The 14,897-nt window shown below is 61.7% G+C and carries 16 protein-coding genes; 11 read left to right on the forward strand and 5 right to left on the reverse strand.

Annotated features, from left to right (window positions below; translation table 11 throughout):
* The first annotated feature begins 33 nt into the window (after nt 1-33).
* Together ACF8EA_RS12145 and ACF8EA_RS12150 are read left to right on the forward strand one after the other, a co-directional pair.
* Complete coding sequence (locus ACF8EA_RS12145) at nt 34-753, forward strand: carbonic anhydrase (protein WP_003253046.1); 720 nt, start codon at nt 34-36, stop codon at nt 751-753.
* Between the two features lie 192 nt (nt 754-945).
* Complete coding sequence (locus tag ACF8EA_RS12150; RefSeq protein WP_021784581.1) at nt 946-2,478, forward strand: SulP family inorganic anion transporter; 1,533 nt, start codon at nt 946-948, stop codon at nt 2,476-2,478.
* 188 nt (nt 2,479-2,666) lie between these two features.
* On the opposite strand, the gene ACF8EA_RS12155 is transcribed toward ACF8EA_RS12150, so the two are convergent.
* Nucleotides 2,667-3,308 carry a hypothetical protein gene (locus ACF8EA_RS12155; RefSeq protein WP_028697691.1) on the reverse strand — a complete coding sequence of 214 codons (642 nt, stop codon included), beginning with the start codon at nt 3,306-3,308 and terminating at the stop codon, nt 2,667-2,669.
* A gap of 369 nt (nt 3,309-3,677) precedes the next feature.
* Here ACF8EA_RS12155 and coxB point away from each other — a divergent pair, with 369 nt between their 5' ends.
* Genes coxB through ACF8EA_RS12175 form a run of 4 tightly spaced genes read left to right on the forward strand, consistent with a single transcriptional unit; the run spans nt 3,678 to nt 7,918 of the window.
* The gene (coxB, locus tag ACF8EA_RS12160; RefSeq protein WP_103443604.1) at nt 3,678-4,805 is read left to right on the forward strand and encodes a cytochrome c oxidase subunit II; all 1,128 of its coding nucleotides are present in this window, start codon (nt 3,678-3,680) and stop codon (nt 4,803-4,805) included.
* Between the two features lie 43 nt (nt 4,806-4,848).
* Nucleotides 4,849-6,438, forward strand: coding sequence for a cytochrome c oxidase subunit I (gene ctaD / locus ACF8EA_RS12165; RefSeq protein WP_003253037.1), 1,590 nt, complete (start codon nt 4,849-4,851; stop codon nt 6,436-6,438).
* Nucleotides 6,439-6,447: 9 nt separating this feature from the next.
* The gene (locus ACF8EA_RS12170; RefSeq protein ID WP_021784585.1) at nt 6,448-7,014 is read left to right on the forward strand and encodes a cytochrome c oxidase assembly protein; all 567 of its coding nucleotides are present in this window, start codon (nt 6,448-6,450) and stop codon (nt 7,012-7,014) included.
* 16 nt (nt 7,015-7,030) lie between these two features.
* Nucleotides 7,031-7,918, forward strand: a complete 888-nt coding sequence (locus ACF8EA_RS12175; protein ID WP_003253033.1) for a cytochrome c oxidase subunit 3 — start codon at nt 7,031-7,033, stop codon at nt 7,916-7,918.
* Between the two features lie 32 nt (nt 7,919-7,950).
* On the opposite strand, the gene ACF8EA_RS12180 is transcribed toward ACF8EA_RS12175, so the two are convergent.
* Nucleotides 7,951-8,154: a twin transmembrane helix small protein gene (locus ACF8EA_RS12180; RefSeq protein ID WP_003253030.1), complete on the reverse strand. Its 204-nt coding sequence runs from the start codon at nt 8,152-8,154 to the stop codon at nt 7,951-7,953.
* A 51-nt stretch (nt 8,155-8,205) separates the two neighbouring features.
* Here ACF8EA_RS12180 and ACF8EA_RS12185 point away from each other — a divergent pair, with 51 nt between their 5' ends.
* The 5 genes from ACF8EA_RS12185 to ACF8EA_RS12205 are packed head-to-tail and all read left to right on the forward strand — an operon-like array spanning nt 8,206 to nt 12,089.
* Nucleotides 8,206-8,943 carry an SURF1 family protein gene (locus tag ACF8EA_RS12185; RefSeq protein ID WP_028697690.1) on the forward strand — a complete coding sequence of 246 codons (738 nt, stop codon included), beginning with the start codon at nt 8,206-8,208 and terminating at the stop codon, nt 8,941-8,943.
* Nucleotides 8,912-9,493, forward strand: a complete 582-nt coding sequence (locus tag ACF8EA_RS12190) for a hypothetical protein (protein WP_021784587.1) — start codon at nt 8,912-8,914, stop codon at nt 9,491-9,493. Before ACF8EA_RS12185 ends, ACF8EA_RS12190 begins: the two co-directional genes overlap by 32 nt.
* A gap of 9 nt (nt 9,494-9,502) precedes the next feature.
* The gene (locus ACF8EA_RS12195; protein WP_021784588.1) at nt 9,503-10,582 is read left to right on the forward strand and encodes a heme A synthase; all 1,080 of its coding nucleotides are present in this window, start codon (nt 9,503-9,505) and stop codon (nt 10,580-10,582) included.
* Nucleotides 10,567-11,460, forward strand: coding sequence for a heme o synthase (gene cyoE, locus ACF8EA_RS12200; RefSeq protein WP_392522137.1), 894 nt, complete (start codon nt 10,567-10,569; stop codon nt 11,458-11,460). The genes ACF8EA_RS12195 and cyoE overlap by 16 nt, the downstream gene beginning before the upstream one ends.
* Nucleotides 11,457-12,089, forward strand: a complete 633-nt coding sequence (locus ACF8EA_RS12205) for an SCO family protein (RefSeq protein WP_021784590.1) — start codon at nt 11,457-11,459, stop codon at nt 12,087-12,089. Before cyoE ends, ACF8EA_RS12205 begins: the two co-directional genes overlap by 4 nt.
* A 93-nt stretch (nt 12,090-12,182) precedes the next feature.
* Here ACF8EA_RS12205 and ACF8EA_RS12210 read toward each other — a convergent pair whose 3' ends face one another.
* The 3 genes from ACF8EA_RS12210 to ACF8EA_RS12220 all read right to left on the reverse strand — a co-directional run bounded on the left by ACF8EA_RS12210 (nt 12,183) and on the right by ACF8EA_RS12220 (nt 14,696).
* Nucleotides 12,183-12,953, reverse strand: coding sequence for a MetQ/NlpA family ABC transporter substrate-binding protein (locus tag ACF8EA_RS12210; RefSeq protein ID WP_392522139.1), 771 nt, complete (start codon nt 12,951-12,953; stop codon nt 12,183-12,185).
* Nucleotides 12,954-13,017: 64 nt separating this feature from the next.
* Complete coding sequence (locus tag ACF8EA_RS12215) at nt 13,018-13,689, reverse strand: methionine ABC transporter permease (protein WP_021784592.1); 672 nt, start codon at nt 13,687-13,689, stop codon at nt 13,018-13,020.
* Nucleotides 13,689-14,696: a methionine ABC transporter ATP-binding protein gene (locus tag ACF8EA_RS12220; protein ID WP_021784593.1), complete on the reverse strand. Its 1,008-nt coding sequence runs from the start codon at nt 14,694-14,696 to the stop codon at nt 13,689-13,691. Before ACF8EA_RS12220 ends, ACF8EA_RS12215 begins: the two co-directional genes overlap by 1 nt.
* Nucleotides 14,697-14,897 lie beyond the last annotated feature (201 nt).

A 14,897-nucleotide genomic window follows, 5' to 3' on the forward strand; every position in this document is an offset into this window, starting at 1 on the left:
GGATTTACCTACACACCGTCAAGAGGATGAATCATGCCCGTCAAGGACCCATCCAAGGTCGTACCGCAGGTCCCCGCGGAAAGCGCCGATGCTGCCCTTAAGCACATCGTCGACGGCTTCCTGCGCTTTCACCATGATGTTTTCCCTGATCAGCAAGAGCTGTTCAAGAAGCTCGCCACCGCGCAAACACCACGCGCCATGTTCATCACCTGTGCCGATTCGCGCATCGTTCCCGAGCTGATCACCCAAAGCTCGCCAGGCGACCTGTTCGTAACCCGTAACGTGGGTAACGTGGTACCGCCTTATGGCCAGATGAACGGGGGCGTTTCCAGCGCCATCGAGTACGCCGTAATGGCGCTTAAAGTGCACCACATCATCATCTGTGGCCACTCCGACTGCGGCGCCATGCGTGCGGTACTCAACCCCCAGTCGCTGACCAAGATGCCTACCGTTGGCGCCTGGTTGCGCCACGCTGAAGTAGCCCGCACCGTGGTCGAGAACAACTGCTCCTGCGGCAGCGAGCACGAGACGATGCAAGTGCTGACCAAAGAGAACGTCATCGCCCAGTTGCATCACTTGCGCACCCATCCTTCGGTGGCTTCGCGCCTGGCGGCCGGTGAGCTGTTCATTCATGGTTGGGTGTACGACATCGAGACCAGCAAGATCGAAGCCTACGACGCCGCCAGCGACAGCTTCCTGCCCTTGGCCGCTGGTGAACCCGTTCCCTGCGCCACTCCGAGAGGCCGCTACTAAGCGACCCGTCCGCCGCTAGAACCTTGATAGCCGGCTGCACCCTGCAGGGGTGTGGCGCGGCCTTCGGCTGCCTTGAATTCCCTGACTGCCCTGCCGGCGTGCTCGCTGGCGGCCCGCGCCTGCGCGCTTGTCAGGGGCAAACGTGCCCACGGCCAGGGGAATGGCCGTGCGACTAGAGAAAGGAGAAACACGGTGAACATTACACAGTTGAAAGCGGCCCTGCCGCGTGAGTTGCTGGCGTCGGTGGTGGTCTTCCTGGTGGCCCTACCGTTGTGCATGGGCATTGCGATCGCCTCGGGCATGCCACCGGCGAAAGGCCTGATTACTGGGATTATCGGCGGCATTGTCGTTGGGTTCCTTGCCGGATCGCCGCTACAGGTCAGCGGCCCCGCTGCCGGTCTGGCGGTACTGGTGTTCGAGCTGGTACGCCAGCACGGCATGGCCATGCTTGGGCCGATCCTGCTGTTGGCCGGCTTGCTGCAGTTACTGGCCGGGCGCCTGCGCCTGGGCTGCTGGTTCCGCGTCACTGCGCCGGCGGTGGTGTACGGCATGCTGGCGGGGATTGGCGTGTTGATCGTGCTGTCTCAGGTGCATGTGATGTTCGACACGGCGCCGCAACCGTCAGGCCTGCAGAACCTGCTGGAGTTCCCGGCAACCGTGGCGGCAGCCCTGTCACAGGAGGGTGTTGGCTCAGGTTGGATGGCCGGTGCGCTTGGCCTGGGGACCATCGCCATCATGTGGGGTTGGGAGCGCCTTCGGCCGCAGCGGCTGCGCTTTGTCCCGGGTGCCCTGCTCGGCGTGGCAAGCATGACCGCCATCAGCATGTGGCTGGTCCTGCCGGTAAACCGCGTGCAAGTGCCGGCAGACCTGACTGAGGCCATTGACTGGATTCGCCCGGGTGACCTGATGCAACTGGCTGACCCTGCTCTGCTGGTCGCCGCCTTTGCCCTGGCTTTCATCGCCAGCGCCGAAACCCTGCTGTCGGCTGCAGCGGTCGATCGCATGCACAGTGGTCAGCGCTCGGATTTTGACCGTGAGCTTTCAGCCCAAGGCATTGGCAACATGCTTTGCGGGGTGCTGGGCGCCTTGCCGATGACCGGGGTGATCGTGCGCAGTTCGGCCAATGTCCAGGCCGGAGCGCAGACCCGGGCCTCGGCGATTTTCCATGGCCTATGGCTGTTGGCGTTCGTGGTGGCGCTTAGTAGCGTGCTGCAACAGATACCGGTAGCGAGCCTGGCGGGTGTGCTGGTGTTTACCGGGATCAAGCTGGTCGACTTCAAAGCGTTTCGTGGGCTAGGCCGTTATGGCCGCATGCCGATGTTCACCTATGCGGCGACGGCGCTGGCGATCATCTTTACCGACCTGTTGACTGGGGTACTGCTTGGCTTTGCCCTGACCTTGCTGAAACTGGCGTTCAAGGCTGCGCGGCTGAAGATCAACCTGGTCAGCCTGGAGAAGCCGGGGCATATGGAGCTGCGGCTCAGCGGTGCGGCGACGTTCCTCAAGGTGCCGGCGTTGACCCAGGTGCTTGATAGCGTTCCGGCGGGCACCACGTTGCACGTCCCGCTGGGTAACCTGAGTTATATCGACCACTCGTGCCTTGAGTTGCTGGAGGACTGGAGCCGCAGCAATTCTGCCAATGGATCACGGTTGCGGATAGAGCAGCGGCGCCTGAAGCGGCGGATCGAGGGGCGCTTGCGGACCACGGCGGGGGTTGGGGCCTAGCCCCCAGTGTAGGAGCGGGTTCACCCGCGAATACGATGGCAGCGGCAGCGGTGAACGGCGGGTGGAAATTGGTTAGCAGGCCCGGCCCATTCGCGGGCAAGCCCGCTCCTACACCGGGCACGCTTCGGTGGTTCGGCACAGGCCGTTGTAGGAGCGGGTTCACCCGCGAATGGGCCGGGACAGGACAATCAGGCCGGCTGACCCAGCTCCACACCCAGCTGGCGCGACAGGCACGGCCAGCGCTTCCACGCCGCGCCGGTTTCCGGGCTGCTCAGCTTTTCGCGGTAAGCCTCCACCGATTCCACCGCAAAGCTTTCGTCATTGAGCATTTCGTCAACCGAGTGGTGCACCACTTCATCCAGCTGGTTGGCAAAGCTTTCGCCAATCAACTGGTGGGCAATCAGGTTGGCCACCGTGGTGTCGACCGGGATCAACGGCTGCTGGAAGTGGCGGATGTACAAGTCATTCACCTCTTCCACCAAGCGGTGCGCCAGGTAGGCCTCATCCAGTAGGCAGTCCAGGCCCACATGCCCTTGCATCACACTGGGCGGCTGAAGGAAGTAGGCCTCGGCAATTTTCAGTACCGGTTTGATCTGGGCTTCGATGCCGGCTTCGCGAGCGACCTCGTGGGCGGCCTCCAACAGTTCCGGAACCTGATCGATGTAGGCGCTGACGAAGCGCGCCAAAGTACCCTGGGCGTCCTGCTCAGGCAGTTGGATCGAGGGGTGCAGGTGGGGCAGTTGCAACTCGAGACGCTGTTTCAATTGGCCGGTCTGGCCTTCATGTTGATGGGCTTGGCTTACCTGCTCGCGTACAGCAGCGATGTTCATGACAACTCCAGGGACATTACGTTTCAAACGGAAGACACTAAATTAGCTCGGTATACAGAATACCTAAGACGTATTTGTTATAAACCACGCAAACGTGTGCTATCTCTGGCATAACCGAATGCCACCATTTTGCCATGAACTCTCAAGCGCGCGGTTTTCAGGCGTTCTGGCCATTTCGTGAAGTTCATTTCACAGGCGTCATTGCGTGCCATTGGTCGCTGTCTATACTCCCGTTGAACGTGATTCGTTGATGAGGCCCGACTGCTTTTAGCAGGGGCTCGGTCGTCGAAGCCAGGCAGTCTTGACCGCCGTTCCCTCTTGCCGCAGGCCACGCCTCCGGGACAACAAGAATTAGAAGGGGAACCCGCAATGATGCGACATCCACATGTCTGGATGGGCCTCCTGTTGTGGTCGGTTTTTGGTCAGGCGAACGCCGCCTGGACCGTGAACATGCACCCAGGGGCGACGGAAGTTTCCAACGCCGTCTTCGACCTGCACATGACCATCTTCTGGATCTGCGTGATCATTGGCATCGTGGTGTTTGGCGCGATGTTCTGGTCGATGGTCATCCACCGCCGCTCCACTGGCCAGCAGGCTGCGCATTTCCACGAGCACACCTGGGTGGAAATCCTCTGGACCGTAGTCCCCTTCCTGATTCTGGTGGCCATGGCTATCCCGGCCACCAAGACGCTGATCGACATCTACGATGCCAGTGACTCGGACATCGACATCCAGGTCACTGGGTACCAGTGGAAATGGCATTACAAGTACCTGGGCCAGGACGTCGAGTTCTTCAGCAACCTAGCTACCCCTGCCGACCAGATCCACAACAAGGCGCCCAAGGATGAGCATTACCTGCTGGAAGTCGACCAGCCGCTGGTGCTGCCGGTGGGCGCGAAAGTGCGCTTTCTGGTCACCGCTGCCGACGTGATCCACTCCTGGTGGGTGCCGGCCTTCGCGGTCAAGCGCGACGCCATCCCGGGCTTCGTCAACGAAGCCTGGACCCGTATCGAAAAGCCCGGCATCTACCGTGGTCAGTGCACCGAGCTGTGCGGCAAGGACCACGGCTTCATGCCGGTGGTGGTCGACGTCAAGTCCAAGGCCGATTACGAGACCTGGCTGGGCGAGCGCAAGGCTGAAGCCGCCAAGCTCAAGGAGCTGACCAGCAAGGAATGGACCCTGAACGAGCTGGTGGAACGAGGCGACAAGATCTACCACACCACCTGCGTGGCCTGTCACCAGGCCGAAGGCCAGGGCCTGCCGCCAATGTTCCCGGCGCTCAAAGGCTCGAAGATTGCCACCGGGCCCAAGGAAGACCACTTGAGCATTGTCTTCCATGGCAAGCCCGGCACGGCCATGGCCGCTTTCGGCAAGCAGCTGTCGGAAGTCGACATCGCCGCTGTGGTCACCTACGAGCGCAACGCCTGGGGCAACAACAAAGGCGACATGGTCACGCCGAAGGACGTGCTGGCGCTGAAGCAGGCAGAAGCCAAGTGAACCGGGTTACTCGCGGCAATCATTGGATTGCAGGAGACAGGACATGAGTGCAGTGATCGACGACCACGCCCACGGCCACGACCATGCGCACGGCCCGGCCAAGGGCCTGATGCGCTGGGTACTGACCACCAACCACAAAGACATCGGCACGATGTACCTGTGGTTCAGTTTCATCATGTTCCTGCTCGGTGGCTCGTTTGCCATGGTGATCCGCGCCGAGCTGTTCCAGCCGGGATTGCAGATCGTGGAGCCGGCGTTCTTCAACCAGATGACCACCATGCATGGCCTGATCATGGTGTTCGGCGCGGTGATGCCAGCCTTCGTCGGCCTGGCCAACTGGATGATCCCGCTGATGATCGGCGCACCTGACATGGCACTGCCACGGATGAACAACTTCAGCTTCTGGCTGCTGCCGGCGGCCTTCCTGCTGCTGGTATCGACCTTGTTCAGCCCGGGCGGAGGGCCGAACTTTGGCTGGACGTTCTACGCGCCGCTTTCCACCACCTATGCGCCAGCCAGCGTCACCTTCTTCATCTTCGCCATCCACCTGATGGGTATCAGCTCGATCATGGGGGCGATCAACGTGATTGCCACCATCCTCAACCTGCGTGCCCCTGGCATGACCCTGATGAAAATGCCGCTGTTCGTCTGGACCTGGCTGATTACCGCGTTCCTGCTGATTGCGGTGATGCCGGTGCTGGCCGGCGTGGTAACCATGATGCTGATGGACATCCACTTCGGTACCAGCTTTTTCAGTGCCGCAGGTGGCGGTGATCCGGTGCTGTTCCAGCATGTGTTCTGGTTCTTCGGTCACCCTGAGGTTTACATCATGATCCTGCCCGCCTTCGGTGCGGTCAGCTCGATCATCCCGGCGTTCTCGCGCAAGCCGCTGTTCGGTTACACCTCGATGGTGTACGCCACCGGCGCCATCGCCTTCCTGTCATTCATCGTCTGGGCCCACCATATGTTCGTGGTAGGCATCCCGGTGGTCGGCGAATTGTTCTTCATGTACGCCACCATGCTGATTGCCGTGCCCACCGGGGTGAAGGTATTCAACTGGGTCAGCACCATGTGGGAAGGTTCGCTCACCTTCGAAACGCCGATGCTGTTTGCCATCGCCTTTGTCATCCTGTTCACCATCGGCGGTTTCTCCGGGCTGATGCTGGCGATCGCCCCGGCGGACTTCCAGTACCACGACACTTACTTCGTGGTGGCGCATTTCCACTACGTACTGGTGCCTGGTGCAATTTTCGGCATCTTCGCCTCGGCCTACTACTGGCTGCCGAAATGGACCGGCCACATGTACGACGAAACCCTCGGCAAACTGCATTTCTGGCTGTCGTTCATCGGCATGAACATGGCCTTCTTCCCCATGCACTTCGTAGGTTTGGCCGGCATGCCACGGCGCATTCCCGACTACAACCTGCAGTTCGCCGATTTCAACATGGTGTCGTCGATCGGCGCGTTCATGTTCGGTGCCACGCAGATCTTCTTCCTGTTCATTGTCATCAAGTGCATCCGCGGTGGCGCGCCGGCACCGGCCAAACCCTGGGATGGCGCCGAGGGCCTTGAGTGGTCGATACCCTCGCCTGCGCCCTACCACACCTTCCAGACACCCCCGGAAGTGAAATAGGAACCTGCCATGAACGGCCTGTCGCTGAAACGCCTGGTAACGCGCCTGCTGATGCTGACGGTGGTGATGTTCGCCTTCGGCTTCGCGCTGGTGCCGATCTACGACGTGATGTGCAAAGCCTTCGGTATCAACGGCAAGACCGGCGGCCAGTACGAAGGCAGCCAGGTCAGCGACCCGACGCGTGCGGTGCGGGTGCAGTTCATGTCGACCAATGCCAGCGACATGGTCTGGGACTTCTACTCCACTGCCGACCAGCTGGAGGTCAACCCGGGGGCGGTGAACCAGATGATTTTCATTGCCCACAACCCGACCGACCGGCCGATGAGTGCGCAGGCAATACCCAGCATTACCCCGGCCGAGGCCGCGGCCTACTTCCACAAGACCGAGTGCTTCTGCTTTACCCAGCAGGTGCTGCAGCCCGGCGAACGCATCGAGATGCCGGTGCGCTTCATCGTCGACCGCGACCTGCCGGCCAGCGTGAAGCAACTGACACTGGCCTACACCTTGTTCGACATCACCGCTCGCCACCCGCCGGTCGCGCACGTTGCGGCGCAGGACGTCCAGGGCGCCCGTTAAGGGAAGGAGAACAGCAATGGCAAGTCATGAGCACTACTACGTTCCGGCGCAGAGCAAATGGCCGATCATCGCCACCATCGGCATGTTCATCACGGTGTTTGGCCTGGGCACCTGGTTCAACGACATGAAGGCGGGCCACCCGGATTCGCACGGGCCGCTGATCTTCTTCGTGGGTGCGTTGTTTCTGGCCTACATGCTGTTCGGCTGGTTTGGGTCAGTGGTGAAGGAGAGCCGCGCCGGGTTGTACAGCCCGCAGCTGGATCGCTCGTTCCGCTGGGGCATGAGCTGGTTCATCTTCTCTGAAGTGATGTTCTTCCTGGCCTTCTTCGGTGCGCTGTTCTATGTGCGCGTACTGGCGGGGCCGTGGCTGGGTGGCGAAGGGGCAAAAGGTGTTGCGCACATGCTGTGGCCAACCTTCGAATTCACCTGGCCGCTGCTGCACACCCCCGACCCCAAGCTGTTCCCGCCGCCCAAGGAAGTGATCGACCCGTGGCACTTGCCGCTGATCAACACCATCCTGCTGGTCAGTTCCAGTGTGACAATCACCATTGCCCATCACGCCTTGCGGCGTGACCACCGCGGCCCACTGAAATTCTGGATGGCGTTGACCATTGTCCTGGGCATCAGCTTTATCGCGCTGCAGGCCTTCGAGTACCACGAGGCCTATACCAAGCTGGGGCTGACACTGGGCTCAGGGATCTACGGTGCGACGTTTTTCATGCTTACCGGCTTCCACGGTGCCCACGTGACATTGGGCACGATCATTCTGATTGTGATGTTCGTGCGCATTCTGCGCGGGCATTTCAACCCGGAAAAACACTTCGGCTTCGAGGCGGCCAGTTGGTACTGGCACTTCGTCGATGTGGTGTGGGTGGGGTTGTTCATCTTTGTTTATGTGTTGTGAATACGAGAACGCTGTAGGGGCGGGTGAGAACTTCAGAAAGGGGCGTGGGAGACCAGTTGACCGCTGATCAAACCCCAGGCGACCAGGCCTATGGTCAGGGCTGCCAGGGTCACCCGTACGGTCAGGGCCTTTAGCAGACGGGTCGAGTTTTCATCATCTTTGACCAGAAACACCAGGCCACTGAACAGGCTGGCAATGGTGGCCAACAGCATCAGGACAATCGCGGCCTTGAGCATGGCGTTACTCCGGGGGGATGCGGTGATGTGGATAAGTATAGCGAGGCGCCCGTGAGGCCGTTTCGCCCAGGCTGGGTACCGACGCTGGTGGTGCTTGCACTGCTGCCGGGGCTGATTGCGCTTGGTTGCTGGCAACTTGGCCGTGCCGAGGAAAAGCGCGTGCTGCTGGCCACTTATGCAGAACGGCGGATTGAAGCGCCGATCACCACCGCCCAGCTCCTCTCGAAAGAAGACAACGCCTTCCGCCGCGTGCATTTGTATGGCCGCTTCGACGCCGAGCACAGCGTGCTGCTGGACAACCGCATGCGCGACGGCAAAGCCGGTGTCGAGCTGCTGCAGCCCTTCCACGACCAAGCCAGCGGCCTGTGGTTGCTGATCAATCGTGGCTGGCTGCCATGGCAGGACCGCCGGCTGCCGGTGCACTTCGAAACCCCTGCGCAGGCCTTGGCGCTGGATGCTTCTGTGTATGTCGCGCCTGGAAGCACCTTCCAGCTGCACCCGGACCCCATCGGCGGGCAATGGCCACATCTGTTGACCGCTATCGATGCCGCGCTGCTATGGCAACAGCTTGATCGCGAAGGCTTCGCCCAGGAATTGCGCCTGGAGCCGGGCCCGGCGAGCTATCGCCTGGACTGGCCGGTTGTCGCCATGAGCCCCGAAAAACACGTGGGTTACGCCGTGCAGTGGTTTGCCCTGGCGACCGCTCTGGTTCTGCTCTACCTCTTCTTCGGCTGGCACCAAAACAAGGAGAAACGCCATGGCCACCGCCACTCCACTGGACGCGCATGAACGTAGCAAACCCAGAGCCCGTGGGCGTTTGCAGCTGTTGCTTATCCTGCTGGTGGTGCTTGGGCCGATGGTTCTGGCCACCAGCATGTACAAGCTCAAATTCTGGGTGCCGGAAGGCCGCAGCTACCATGGTGCCATGATTGGCAATGGGGAAAGCCGTGCCGATCTCGGCGTGGCAGGGCAGGACAATCGCTGGCAGTTGCTGGTCAGCGCACCCCAGGCTTGCACCGAAGACTGTCAGCGCCTGGTGTACCTGGCTCGGCAGATTCAGGTCGGGCTGGGGCGTGATGCCAGCCGCGCCAGCCACGCGCTGGCCGCCGCCCAGCCGCTGAGTGCCGACTACCAGGCACTGCTCGGCCGCGAGTACCCGCAGTTGCAGCGCTACCCGCTGGATGCGCAACGTTACCAGCAGAAGGTTGTCGAGCCCGGCCCGCAGCTGTGGATCGTCGACCCGCACGGCAACCTGGTGCTGCGCTACGACGGCAAGGTCAACGGCAAGCATGTGCTGGATGACCTGCGCCACCTGCTCAAGCTGTCCAATATCGGCTAGGAGCCTGCCATGGCCAGACCTGGATTTCGCCTTGCTGTGTTCGCCACCCTGCTGGCACTGCTGGTCGTCCTGCTCGGTGCCTATACCCGCCTGACCCACGCCGGCCTCGGTTGCCCCGACTGGCCAGGGTGCTATGGCTTTATCAGCGTGCCCAAGAGCGACGCGCAGTTGGCCCATGCCGAGCTGCACTTTCCTGAGCACCCGGTGGAGGCTGCCAAGGGCTGGGCCGAAATGGTCCACCGCTATTTCGCCGGTAGCCTGGCCGTGGTGATCGCCCTGCTCGCCTTTCAGGCAGTACGCCGGCATGCCCGCGATGGGCAGCCTTATCGCCTGCCCATGCTGCTACTGGGTGTGGTGCTGGCCCAGGCAGCCTTCGGTATGTGGACCGTCACCCTGAAGCTATGGCCGCAGGTGGTCACGGCGCACTTGTTGGGTGGCTTTACCACGTTGAGCCTGCTGTTCCTGTTGTCTCTGCGTCTGTCCCGGGCCTTTGCGCCCTTGCCGAAACTGCCGCTGAGCCTGCGCCGAATCGCGGCGTTGGCGCTACTGGTGGTAATCGGCCAGATCGCCCTGGGCGGTTGGGTCAGCGCCAACTACGCCGCCGTGGCCTGCATCGACCTGCCGACTTGCCATGGCCAGTGGTGGCCAGCGGCGGACTTCAGCAACGGCTTCCACCTGACCCAACACGTCGGGCCCAATTACCTTGGCGGGCAGCTGGACAGTGATGCGCGTACGGCCATCCACATCAGCCACAGGCTGGGCGCGCTGCTGGTGACCTGCGTGCTACTGATGCTCAGCTGGAAGCTGCACCGCTGTGGTCTCCCCGGCCTGGCACGGCTGGTGCTGCTGGCGCTGGCCCTGCAAGTGGGCCTGGGCATCAGCAATGTGGTGTTCCACCTGCCGCTGGCGGTGGCTGTTGCGCACAATGCCGGCGGGGCGATGCTGCTGCTGAGCATGGTGCTGGTGAACTACCGCATTCGAGTGGTCGACAAGGTTCGAGTGGGCGTCGGCCATGGCTGGCGTCTGCGGCCCGTGGTCGGGGTGGGCATTTCCCATCATATGAGGAACGACTCGTGGCGACGCTTCTAAGCGTACGACGGGCTCGCTGGCGCGATTATCTTGAGCTGACCAAGCCCAAGGTGGTGGTGCTGATGCTGATCACCTCGCTGGCGGGCATGTTCCTGGCCACCCGGGCGGGCGTCAGCTGGAGCGTGCTGTTGTTCGGCAACCTGGGCATAGGCCTGTGCGCGGGTGGCGCAGCGGTGGTCAATCATGTGGTGGATCGGCGCATCGATGCGCTGATGGCGCGCACCCACAAACGGCCTTTGGCCCAAGGCCGAGTCGAGCCCCTGCCGGCGCTGTTGTTCGCCTTGGCCCTGGCCCTGTTGGGCATGGTTCTGCTGCTTGTGTTCACCAACGCCCTCACCGCCTGGCTGACCCTGGCCTCATTACTCGGTTATGCGGTGCTCTACACTGGCTTTCTCAAGCGCGCCACGCCCCAGAACATCGTCATCGGTGGCCTGGCCGGCGCCGCTCCACCGTTGCTAGGCTGGGTGGCGGTAAGCGGCCATGTCAGCGCCGAACCCTTGCTGCTTGTGCTGATCATTTTCGCCTGGACCCCGCCACATTTCTGGGCGCTGGCCATCCACCGCAAGGAGGAATACGCCAAGGCCGATATCCCGATGTTGCCGGTGACCCACGGCGAGTACTACACCAAGCTGCATATCCTGCTGTACACCCTGATCTTGCTGGCAGTGAGCCTGCTCCCGTACGCCATCCACATGAGTGGCCCGCTGTACCTGGCCTGTGCCCTGGCTTTGGGCCTGCGCTTCCTGCAATGGGCCTGGGTGTTGTACCGTAGCAGCCGGCCGCACGCAGCGATCGGCACCTTCAAGTACTCTATCGGCTACCTGTTCGCGCTGTTCATTGCGTTGCTTCTTGACCACTACCTGTTGCTGAACCTATGACCCGAACCCAGAAAACCGTCTTCATCCTCGTTGCCCTGGTCGCGTTGATCATGGGCCTGACCGTCAACAAGGTGCTTAATGGTCGTGACCAGCCCAACCCTGCCGAGCTGATCGATGCGGGCATCATCCTGCTGCCGCAGAGCCGCGCCGTGGCCGATGTCACCATGACCAACCAGGACGGCCAGCCGGTGCAGATGGATGCCCTCAAGGGCAAATGGTCGCTGCTGTTCTTTGGCTACACCTACTGCCCGGATATCTGCCCGACCACCCTGGCCCAGCTGCGCCAGGTGAAGAGCGAGCTGCCCAAGGATGCCGTCGACCGGCTGCAGGTGGTGTTGGTGAGTGTGGACCCTAACCGCGATACGCCGAACCAGCTTAAGCAGTATCTGGGCTATTTCGACAAGGACTTTGTCGGGGTGGCGGGGTCGATCGAGGATACCCAGAAGCTGGCCAATGCCTTGAGCATTCCGTTCATTCCGGCGGACACCAGCAAGCCGGGGTATACCGTGGATCACAGCGGTAACCTGGCGATTGTCGGGCCGGATGGGCGGCAGCGCGGGTTCATTCGGGCGCCGTTCAACAACCAGAAGCTGGGGGCGCAGCTGCCGGGGCTGGTCAAGCGGGATTGAGTCAGCCCCAAAAGCTTCGCGGGTAAACCCGCTCCTACAACGATGTGTGTAGGGGCGGGTTTACCCGCGAAGAGTCCAGCGTGATAGGTCGGATCAGAACGCCGGAACCACAGCGCCTTTGTACTTCTCGATGATGAACTGCTTCACCGCAGGCGAGTGCAGTGCAGCCGCCAGTTTCTTCATGTCGTCCGAGTCCTTGTTGTCCGGGCGGGCAACCAGAATGTTCACGTAAGGCGAGTCGCTGCCCTCGATGGCCAGCGCGTCTTTTTCCGGGTTCAGCTTGGCTTCCAGCGCGTAATTGGTGTTGATCAGGGCGGCATCTACCTGGGTCAGCACGCGCGGGATGGTGGCGGCTTCCAGCTCACGGAACTTCACGTTTTTCGGGTTCTCGGCAACATCCTTCACGGTCGACAGGATGTTCTTGTTGTCCTTGAGCTTGATCACGCCAGCCTTGTCCAGCAGCAGCAAGGCGCGGCCGCCGTTGGTGGCGTCGTTGGGGATGACCACGGTGGCGCCGGAGGACAGCTCGTCGAGCTTCTTGATCTTGGTCGAATACACGCCCAGTGGCTCGATGTGCACGCCAGTCACGCTCACCAGGTTTGTGCCCTTGGCCTTGTTGAACTCATCCAGGTAAGGCTGGTGCTGGAAGAAGTTGGCGTCCAGGCGCTTTTCGGCCACCTGCACGTTCGGCTGGATGTAGTCGGTGAATTCCTTGACCTTCAGCTCTACGCCTTCTTTCGCCAGTTGTGGTTTGACGAAGTTGAGGATCTCGGCGTGCGGCACCGGGGTGGCGGCGACGGTGAGGGTATCGGCCTGGGCCGAGAAGGCCGCGACAGCGGCAGCGACAGCAAGCAGCTTCTTCATTGATCACTCCTTGTGAGGGCCGCGACGGCCCCCGAACGGGTCGGCCAGGCCGACCCCATTGGGGTTACTTACGGGAAAAATGCACGACCAGTTTGTCGCCCACGCTCTGCAGTACTTGAACCAGTACCAGCAGCAGTACCACGGTCACTACCATCACATCTGTCTGGAAACGCTGGTAGCCGAAGCGGATAGCCAGGTCGCCAAGGCCACCGGCACCCACCACACCGGCCATGGCGGTGTAAGAAACCAGGGTAATGGCGGTTACGGTAATGGCCGCGAAGATGCCCGGACGGGCCTCCGGCAGCAGCGCACTGGTGATGATCTGGCGGGTGGTGGCACCCATTGACTGGGTGGCCTCGATGATGCCGCGGTCCACTTCACGCAGGGCGGTTTCAACCAGGCGCGCAAAGAACGGCGTGGCACCCACTACCAGCGGCGGGATGGCACCCGCAACGCCCAGCGAGGTACCGGTGATCAGCACGGTGAACGGGATCATCACGATCAGCAAAATGATGAATGGCAGCGAGCGCAGGATGTTGACCACCAGCGACAGCAGCGCATAGACGCCTTTTTGTTCGAACATCTGCTTTGGCCCGCAGAGGAACAGCAGCACACCCAGTGGCAGGCCCAGCAGCACGGTGAAGAACAGCGAGCCGAACAGCATGATCATGGTATCGACGGTGGCCAGCCAGATTTCGGCCCAGTCGACGTTGGCGAAGAAACTCAGAGCGTCCATCAACGCATTACCTCCATATGTACGTCAGCTGCCTTGAAGCGGGCGAACGCCGCTTCCATGTCTCCGCCGATCAGGGCGAGAGTGAGCTGGCCATAGGGGACATCCTTGATGCGGTCGATACGCCCGGCGAGGATGCTGTAGTCGACACCGGTTTCGCGGGCCACGGTGCCCAGCAGCGGCGCGTAGGTGGCGTCGCCCTGGAAGGTCAGGCGTACGATGCGGCCTGGAACGTGGGCAAAGTCGTCGCGCTGCTCGCCTTCGTCGACCTGCTCGTCTTCCTGGACGAAGCGCTTGGTGGTGGGGTGCTGCGGGTGCAGGAACACCTCGGCCACCGAGCCTTGCTCGACGATCTTACCGGCGTCCATCACTGCCACGCAGTCGCAGACACGGCGGATCACGTCCATCTCGTGGGTGATCAGCACGATGGTCAGCTTCAGTTCACGGTTGATCTCGGCCAGCAGTTGCAGGACGGAGGCCGTGGTTTGCGGGTCGAGGGCACTGGTGGCCTCGTCGCATAGCAGGATCTTCGGGTTGGTCGACAGGGCGCGGGCGATACCGACGCGCTGTTTCTGGCCACCGGACAGCTGTGCCGGGTACTTCTTGGCGTGGTCCGACAGGCCAACGCGAGCCAGTAGCTCGGTGACGCGCTTGTCGATTTCGCTGCGCGACAGCTCGCCGGCCAGGGCCAGCGGCAGGGCGACGTTGTCGGCGACGGTCTTGGAGGCCAGCAGGTTGAAGTGCTGGAAAATCATCCCGACCTGCTGGCGGAAGCCGCGTAACTGGCTGGCGTTGAACGCGGTGACGTCTTCGCCGTCGACGATGATCTTGCCGCCGGAGGGTTCCTCCAGGCGGTTGATCAGGCGCAGCATGGTGCTTTTGCCGGCGCCGGAATGGCCGATCAGGCCGAACACCTGGCCATCTTCGATGGTCAGGCTGGTCGGATTCAGTGCGGGGATTTCCCTACCGGCAACGCGGTAGGTTTTATGTACCTGTTGGAACTCGATCACGTAGCGAACCTTGTGGGGCGCATTGAAATTTGGGTCAGCGGTTAGCTGGGGTCGCGCATTTTAGCCTTTTCCCATAGCTGTTCTTAGCATTTATTTCGTCATGTACCAATCCATCGGGCATATCGCGACAACCGGTAATCCTGATTGAACGCTCGGCAACGCCCTCCAGTCACTACTTGCACAAGCCCTGAACGGGCACGC

Source organism: Pseudomonas sp. YQ_5 (genome assembly GCF_043103305.1).
Taxonomy (GTDB): Bacteria; Pseudomonadota; Gammaproteobacteria; order Pseudomonadales; family Pseudomonadaceae; genus Aquipseudomonas; species Aquipseudomonas putida_Y.

What these genes read in the sequence shown, in the direction of transcription:
- ACF8EA_RS12145 (WP_003253046.1), top strand. Translation starts at nt 34, where the DNA reads ATGCCCGTCAAGGACCCATCCAAGGTCGTACCGCAGGTCCCCGCGGAA.
- ACF8EA_RS12155 (WP_028697691.1), bottom strand. Translation starts at nt 3,308, where the DNA reads ATGAACATCGCTGCTGTACGCGAGCAGGTAAGCCAAGCCCATCAACAT.
- coxB (WP_103443604.1), top strand. Translation starts at nt 3,678, where the DNA reads ATGATGCGACATCCACATGTCTGGATGGGCCTCCTGTTGTGGTCGGTT.
- ctaD (WP_003253037.1), top strand. Translation starts at nt 4,849, where the DNA reads ATGAGTGCAGTGATCGACGACCACGCCCACGGCCACGACCATGCGCAC.
- ACF8EA_RS12170 (WP_021784585.1), top strand. Translation starts at nt 6,448, where the DNA reads ATGAACGGCCTGTCGCTGAAACGCCTGGTAACGCGCCTGCTGATGCTG.
- ACF8EA_RS12175 (WP_003253033.1), top strand. Translation starts at nt 7,031, where the DNA reads ATGGCAAGTCATGAGCACTACTACGTTCCGGCGCAGAGCAAATGGCCG.
- ACF8EA_RS12180 (WP_003253030.1), bottom strand. Translation starts at nt 8,154, where the DNA reads ATGCTCAAGGCCGCGATTGTCCTGATGCTGTTGGCCACCATTGCCAGC.
- ACF8EA_RS12190 (WP_021784587.1), top strand. Translation starts at nt 8,912, where the DNA reads ATGGCCACCGCCACTCCACTGGACGCGCATGAACGTAGCAAACCCAGA.
- ACF8EA_RS12195 (WP_021784588.1), top strand. Translation starts at nt 9,503, where the DNA reads ATGGCCAGACCTGGATTTCGCCTTGCTGTGTTCGCCACCCTGCTGGCA.
- ACF8EA_RS12205 (WP_021784590.1), top strand. Translation starts at nt 11,457, where the DNA reads ATGACCCGAACCCAGAAAACCGTCTTCATCCTCGTTGCCCTGGTCGCG.
- ACF8EA_RS12210 (WP_392522139.1), bottom strand. Translation starts at nt 12,953, where the DNA reads ATGAAGAAGCTGCTTGCTGTCGCTGCCGCTGTCGCGGCCTTCTCGGCC.
- ACF8EA_RS12215 (WP_021784592.1), bottom strand. Translation starts at nt 13,689, where the DNA reads ATGGACGCTCTGAGTTTCTTCGCCAACGTCGACTGGGCCGAAATCTGG.